At 31.8% G+C, this 7,153-nt stretch carries 6 protein-coding genes and 1 other annotated feature; of the genes, 5 read left to right on the forward strand and 1 reads right to left on the reverse strand.

Annotation, left to right across the window (positions count from 1 at the left end; genetic code table 11):
• Positions 1-3: 3 nt before the first annotated feature.
• From AC5LAX_RS03630 to AC5LAX_RS03645, 4 genes are all read left to right on the forward strand, one after another.
• Positions 4-234 (forward strand): FeoA family protein, encoded by a 231-nt coding sequence (locus AC5LAX_RS03630; protein ID WP_288909287.1) that lies wholly within the window; start codon positions 4-6, stop codon positions 232-234.
• The gene (gene feoB, locus AC5LAX_RS03635) at positions 227-2,278 is read left to right on the forward strand and encodes a ferrous iron transport protein B (protein ID WP_117463887.1); all 2,052 of its coding nucleotides are present in this window, start codon (positions 227-229) and stop codon (positions 2,276-2,278) included. The genes AC5LAX_RS03630 and feoB overlap by 8 nt, the downstream gene beginning before the upstream one ends.
• A gap of 148 nt (positions 2,279-2,426) precedes the next feature.
• On the forward strand, positions 2,427-2,876 hold the full coding sequence (locus AC5LAX_RS03640; protein WP_493263635.1) for a GNAT family N-acetyltransferase: 450 nt from the start codon (positions 2,427-2,429) through the stop codon (positions 2,874-2,876).
• 107 nt (positions 2,877-2,983) lie between these two features.
• Positions 2,984-3,538, forward strand: a complete 555-nt coding sequence (locus tag AC5LAX_RS03645) for a PepSY domain-containing protein (protein ID WP_288909290.1) — start codon at positions 2,984-2,986, stop codon at positions 3,536-3,538.
• 59 nt (positions 3,539-3,597) lie between these two features.
• Here AC5LAX_RS03645 and leuS read toward each other — a convergent pair whose 3' ends face one another.
• Entirely contained in the window at positions 3,598-6,069 is a 2,472-nt protein-coding gene (gene leuS, locus AC5LAX_RS03650) for a leucine--tRNA ligase (protein ID WP_288909291.1), read from the reverse strand.
• Positions 6,070-6,122: 53 nt separating this feature from the next.
• Positions 6,123-6,312 (reverse strand) — a binding site (T-box leader).
• Between the two features lie 204 nt (positions 6,313-6,516).
• On the opposite strand from leuS, the gene AC5LAX_RS03655 reads away from it, so the two are divergent.
• Positions 6,517-6,987: an RrF2 family transcriptional regulator gene (locus AC5LAX_RS03655; protein ID WP_008539857.1), complete on the forward strand. Its 471-nt coding sequence runs from the start codon at positions 6,517-6,519 to the stop codon at positions 6,985-6,987.
• Positions 6,988-7,153: the final 166 nt, after the last annotated feature.

Raw genomic sequence — 7,153 nt, forward strand, 5'->3', positions numbered from 1 at the left:
ATTTTGAATGTATCACAAGCACAAAAAGAAAGAACTTATCTTGTAAAAAAAGTAAATTTAGAGGGAAATATTGAACGTCGTTTAGAGATGCTCGGCATGACTGACAAAGTGAAACTTATGGTTTTAAATAAAAAAAATCAAGGTGCTGTAATTATAAAAGTACGTGGCACTCGTTTTGCCATAGGTAAAGAAATAGCAGATGCTATAGAAATCGAGGAAATAGAAAATGAGTAAAGATGTTCATGTAGCTTTTATTGGTAATCCTAATTGTGGGAAAACTACTTTATTTAATGCTTATACTGGTGCGCATTTAAAAGTTGCCAATTGGCCCGGTGTAACTGTAGAAAAAAAAGAAGGTGCAATGCAATTTCACAATGAAAATTATAAATTAGTGGATTTGCCAGGTATTTATAGTTTGACTTCATATACTATGGAAGAACAAGTATCACGTCAATATATATTAGATGATGAAGTCGATATAGTTGTTGACGTGGCAGATGCTTCTTCTTTAGAGCGAAATTTGTATTTAGCATTGCAACTTATTGAATTAGGTAAGCCAATGGTTTTAGCTTTAAATATGATGGATATTGTTGAGGAGCGAGGCATGGATATCGATTTTCATAGATTGCCAGAAATGCTAGGGATACCAGTAGTCCCTGTCAGTGCTAGAAAAAAACGTGGTCTGGAAATCTTAATGCATGCAGTTGCTCATCATCAGGGTGAAAAAATTAAAGATAAAATAGAACATCATCATGGTGAAGAAATTTTAAATCGTAAACATAGACATAATCATCATAAAGATTGTGTAGTTGTTTATAGTGATGAGATTGAAGATAAGATAGATATTATCGAAGAAGCTCTCGTTGAAAAATATGGTCAATTACCTAATTTGCGTTGGCATGCAATCAAAGAATTAGTACAGGATAAAGAAATTATTGAAAAATATCCTTTAGATTTGCCTGATGTATTGGATAGAAGTTATGAAAAAGATATCATCAAGCAAAAATATGATTTTATCGAAGAAATAATACAAGAGGTATTAGTAAATAAAGATAAAGAAGCACGTTCTACAGATAGAATAGATGCTGTGCTTACTGATAATGTTTGGGGTATTCCGATTTTCTTGGCTATTATGGCATTTATTTTCTTTTTAACTTTTACTATAGGTGATATTTTTAAAAATTATTTAGTAGAAGGAATAGATATTGTAAGCAATGATTTGATGGCAATATTGAATTCTATAGATGTCAGTCCAATTATATCGTCATTGTTAATTGATGGGGCTATAGCTGGTATTGGTGGTATATTAGCATTTTTACCGAATATATTTATTTTGTTCTTAGCTTTAGCTGTGTTAGAAGATAGCGGATATATGTCGCGTGTGGCCTATGTCATGGATTCAGTAATGGGCAAAATCGGTTTATCTGGTAGAGCATTTATTCCTTTATTATTGGGATTTGGTTGTTCAGTGCCAGCAATTATGGCATCAAGAGCTTTAGAAGACCCGAAAGATAGATTGCGTACTATTTTAGTAACGCCATTTATGTCATGTAGTGCTAGACTTCCAATATATATTTTATTTTCAGGAATGTTTTTCCCAGAATATGCGATGTTTGTAGCTTTTTCTATGTATGTAATTGGCATAGTTATGGCGATAATTATTGCTAAAATCTTTTATAAGGTGAGCGATAAGAGCGATAAAAAAGTATTGTTGATAGAACTTCCAGAATATAAATCACCAAATGTAATGTCTATATTTTTATATGCTTGGGAAAAAGTTAAATCATATTTAGCCAAAGCTGGTACAACGATTTTTGTAGCTTCAATAATTATCTGGTTTATTTTAAACTTTAATTTTTCTGGTATGGTAGATATCGGTGATAGCTTTGGAGCTCAAATCGGTCGATTAATAGCACCTATTTTAGTGCCTGCTGGACTTGGATTATGGCAGATTGCGGTGGCTTTGATATCTGGTATTGCAGCAAAAGAAGTTGTTGTAGCAAGTTTGAGCGTATTGTATGGTATTTTAAATATCAATTCAGCAGAAGGCATGAATACTTTAGTTGGTCAATTAGCACAAGTTGGTTTTCATGAATTAAATGCTTATGTTTTGATGGTATTTTGTTTATTATATACTCCATGTATAGCTAGTATTGTAACTATAAAAAAAGAAACTAATTCTACAAAATGGACTTGTTTTGCAATATTTTTTCAATTATTGATTGCATATTTAGTAGCCGTTATTATCTATCAAGTAGGTAGCAATATTTTATATTAATATTTAATTTTTGTTTGAGCAGTGTTTATGAGAGTTTAATTATTTACAAAACTCTTGTAACACTGTTATTTTTTTATTAAATATATGGGAATAGTGCTATAATCAGTGTTATTGAGAGCGATTTTCATGATATAATATAAATAAAAGTATGATAAGTAAAGGTGTAAAGATGAATTTGAAGTACAAGTTTTTTGATTATTTGCCTCAAGAGGCAAAAGATATACGCACAGAAGTATTTGTAAATGAACAAAAATTTGAAAATGAATTCGATGATATAGATGATATTGCGTATCATTTAATTATTTGGGAAGGAGAAAAAGCTATAGCAAATGCAAGATTATATCGAGAAGAAGATGAGGAAAATTCATATATAATTGGCAGATTAGCAGTGCTTAAAGAATATCGTAAATGTCATATAGGCACTAAATTGATGAACTTATTAGAGGAAAAAGTAAAAGCTTTATCAGGTGAAAAAATAAGTTTATCTGCACAATGTAGAGCGAGAGCCTTTTATGAAAGTTTAGGATATAAAGCAAGTGGAGATATTTATTTAGATGAATATTGCCCGCATATACATATGGAAAAATTAATCAAGTAAAGTTTAAATAGCATGGATAGAGAATGAAGAAAGGGTATGATTTTGTGAGGATTGTGGGTATTATAATTATCATTTTGGTATTGGGCTTTTTTGGAGGCTATGGCATAATGCAATCGCAGATAGATGACCAAAAAGAATTTAAAGGAGTAAAAAATGTTATTCCTATGGATAATAGAACAGAACAGCAAATTGAACAGCATGATGTAAAAGTGGAGAAATCAGGAATAATATCAAAGGAACAAGCTGAAATTATTGTTTTAGAAAATGCAGATATGGAAGCTAAAGATATCAGTCGATTAAAGACTAAAATAGAAAATTATTATGGTAAAGATATTTATGATATAGAATTTTATGCTGATAATAAAGAATATAATTATAATGTAGATATGTATGGCGGAGAGATTTTGGCAATGGATTATGAGATTGATAAAAAATATTATGCCAAATTATCTGGAAAACCAGTAGATGAAGCGAGTGCTATTGAATTAGTAAAAGCACAAATTCCAAATTGTACTACAGGTGATATTAAATTGAAATTAGAACATGATGATGACTATTTACAATATGAAGGTAGAGCACAAGTCAATGGTGTTTTATATGAATTTACCATAGATAAAAATACAGGAACTTTCGTAGAATGGAAATGGAAAAATCATAAATAAAAATAAGCTATAGCAAAGTAAAAATTTAATTGCTATAGCTTATTTTTTATAGACTAATCTTAGCCTTTAACAACGATATTTACAAGTTTTTTAGGAACGCTGATTACTTTAACGATAGTTTTACCTTCGATTAAACCTTTGATTTTTTCATCAGCAAGAGCGATTTCTTGTTGTGCTTCACGAGTAGCAGAGGAAGATACCATTATTTTGCTACGTAATTTACCATTTACTTGAACAACAACTTCAACTTCATCAGCAATAGTAGCTTTAGGGTCGAATGTTGGCCATGTAGTATGATGTACGCTACCTGTTTGACCAATTTGTTGCCAAAGTTCTTCAGTAACATGTGGTGCAAATGGTGCTAAAAGTTTAATTAAGTTGATAACTACTTCGCGAGCAAGACCTGCATTTAAGTTGCCATCTTTGAATACATAGAAAGCATTTACAAGTTCCATGATGGAGCTAATTGCAGTGTTGAAAGTACCACGAGTACCGATATCTTCAGTTACTTTTTCAATAGTAACATTTAAAATACGGAATAATTCTTTTTCTTCTTTAGTGAGTGCTTTTACATCAAAAGTTGGATTTTCTTTAACTTTATCAGCATAGGAAAGAATAATTCTCCATACACGCTGAATGAAACGCCAAGCACCTTCAACGCCTTGGTCACTCCATTCAAGGTCACGTTCTGGTGGAGCAGCAAATAAAATAAAAAGACGAGCAGTATCTGCACCATATTTTTTGATGATTTCTTCAGGAGATACAACATTTCCTTTAGATTTACTCATTTTAGAACCATCTTTGATAACCATACCTTGAGTTAAAAGGTTTGTAAATGGTTCATCAAATTTTACAAGACCTGCATCTTTTAATACTTTTGTGAAGAAACGGGAATATAATAAATGCAAGATAGCATGTTCAATACCACCGATATATTGGTCAACAGGGAGCCAATAATTGATAGCATCTTTGCTAAATGGAGCTTTATCATTGTGTGGGTCAGCATAGCGCATATAGTACCAGGAAGAGCAGATGAATGTATCCATAGTATCTGTTTCACGTTTTGCAGGTGCACCACATTTTGGACATGTGCAATTTACGAAATCTTCAGCTTGAGCAAGTGGAGAAGTTGCACCAGTTTCAAATTTTACATCTTTAGGTAATTTTACAGGTAATTGTTCTTCAGGAACGAGAACTTCACCGCAATGAGGGCAATAAATAATAGGAATTGGAGCACCCCAATAACGTTGACGGGAGATGAGCCAATCACGTAAACGATAATTTACACGACGTTTGCCAAGATTATTTTCTTCGAGCCAATCAATCATAGCTGTGATAGCTTTGCGATTATTCATGCCTGTGAATTGACCGGACTCTACAAGTTCACCATCTTCAACGTATGCATTTTCCATAGTTTCAAGTGTTAAATTATGTTCTTTATTTTGAATAACAATTTTCATTGGTAAATTGTATTTTTTAGCGAACATAAAGTCACGTTCATCATGAGTAGGAACACCCATAACAGCACCAGTACCATATTCAAAGAGAACATAGTTTGTTACCCATACAGGAACTTTTTCACCATTGAATGGATTTATAGCATAAACGCCTGTGAACATACCTTTTTTCTCAGATTCACTAGAAGTACGTTCGATTTCATTCATATTGTGTACTTCTTCAATGAATTTTAAGATTTCTTGTTCGTTTTCTTTACCTTTGATGAATTTTTTTACAAGTGGATGTTCTGCTGCAAGTACAACATAAGATACACCAAATACAGTATCAGGGCGAGTTGTGTAAACAGAAATTTTTTCATTATAATCAGGTACATCAAAGCTAAATTCAGCACCTTCACTGCGACCAATCCAGTTATCCTGCATGATTTTTACGCGGTTTGGCCAGCCTTCAAGTTTATCAAGGTCTTTTAATAATACATCAGCATAATCTGTGATTTTTAAGAACCATTGTTCAAGGTCTTTTTTCACTACTGTATCATCACAGCGCCAGCATTTACCATCAATAACTTGTTCATTAGCAAGTACAGTATGGCAAGTTTCACACCAGTTAGCAGAAGCTTTTTTCTTATAAGCTAAGCCTTTTTTATAGAATAATTCAAAGAGCCATTGAGTCCATTTATAATAATCTTCATGGCAAGTAGCAACTTTTCTATCCCAGTCGTAAGAAAGACCCATTTCTTTTTGTTGACGAGTCATATTTGCCATATTATCTTCAGTCCAGTCAGAAGGACTAACACCATGTTTGATAGCTGCGTTTTCAGCAGGCATACCGAATGCGTCAAAGCCCATTGGATGAAGTACATTGAAACCATTCATAGTTTTATAACGAGCAATAACATCACCGATGGAGTAATTGCGAACATGTCCCATATGTAAATTACCAGATGGGTAAGGGAACATTTCAAGTACATAATATTTTGGTTTGTTTGGGTCCATATTAATCTGGTAAGCTTTTGTTTCGTCCCAGATTTTCTGCCATTTTTTTTCAATGGATTGAGGACAATATTTTTCCATAAAATTAACACTCCTATACTATTTTTGGACATTAAAAAAGCCCCTGGCAAAATGCCAGGGACGAATTATCGCGGTACCACCCTGATTGATAACAAAAAGTTATCCTCTTTAAAATCTTAACGGGATTAGCGGTGCTTTTGCACTCCTCCACAGCGAGTTCAATTACATGATTATAGGCTCGCATCGACCGCCTACTTTCTGAAAAACATTAAATAATTTACTACTCTGTATCATTGGATTTGAATTTGATATAAACAAATATCATTATACTTAGCTATAATATTAAAGTCAAGTAATATTGTTACATTGTTAATTTTTTATATAATTAAATACCTGATATTTTATAGGTGTATAATTGAGAAAAAATAGAAAAAAATTGAGAATATAGCAGTTTTTAAAATTGATTTCCTACTAAAATAATAGTAAAATATTTATGAGGTGATTTTGATGAAGGTTTCAACAAAAGGTCGATATGCATTGAGAACAATGATTGATTTAACAGTGAATAATACAGGTAATCCCATTCCATTAAAAGATATTGCAACTAGACAGAATATAAGTTTGAAATATATGGAACAGATAATTTCTTTATTGATAAAAGCAAAATTAGTAAAAAGCGTGCGAGGAAATAATGGAGGTTATTTATTAGCAAAATCTAGTATGCAATACACAGCTGGTGATATTTTGCGAGCAGCTGAAGGAGATATGGCTCCAATTGCTTGTATTGAAAAAGATCATTGTAATTGTAATAGAGCTGATTATTGTAGTGTATTGCCATTTTGGTTAGGTTTGAATAAAGTAATAAATGGTTATTTAGATAGTGTTACTTTATCAGAATTGGCAAGACAAGCTAAAGAAAATAATGCAATGATTACTTGCCAACAAAATGAAAAAGAAAATAAAAAAGATAAAAAATAATCCTTAGTATTTATGCTGAGGATTATTTTATTTTACCAAATGCGAGCGTAAAGCCCCTAAATTTATTTATAGAGATATAATCTCGCTAAAAAACAATGATTCGATATCATTATTTTTTATTGTATTATATTTTTAACAGTTATATAATATTTTTATGAAATATAAA

The sequence above is a fragment of the Megamonas sp. genome (assembly GCF_986095205.1).

Bases quoted from the DNA above. Each gene is read 5' to 3' on its own strand.
- AC5LAX_RS03655 (WP_008539857.1), top strand. From the start codon at position 6,517: ATGAAGGTTTCAACAAAAGGTCGATATGCATTGAGAACAATGATTGAT.
- leuS (WP_288909291.1), bottom strand. From the start codon at position 6,069: ATGGAAAAATATTGTCCTCAATCCATTGAAAAAAAATGGCAGAAAATC.
- feoB (WP_117463887.1), top strand. From the start codon at position 227: ATGAGTAAAGATGTTCATGTAGCTTTTATTGGTAATCCTAATTGTGGG.
- AC5LAX_RS03640 (WP_493263635.1), top strand. From the start codon at position 2,427: ATGATAAGTAAAGGTGTAAAGATGAATTTGAAGTACAAGTTTTTTGAT.
- AC5LAX_RS03645 (WP_288909290.1), top strand. From the start codon at position 2,984: ATGCAATCGCAGATAGATGACCAAAAAGAATTTAAAGGAGTAAAAAAT.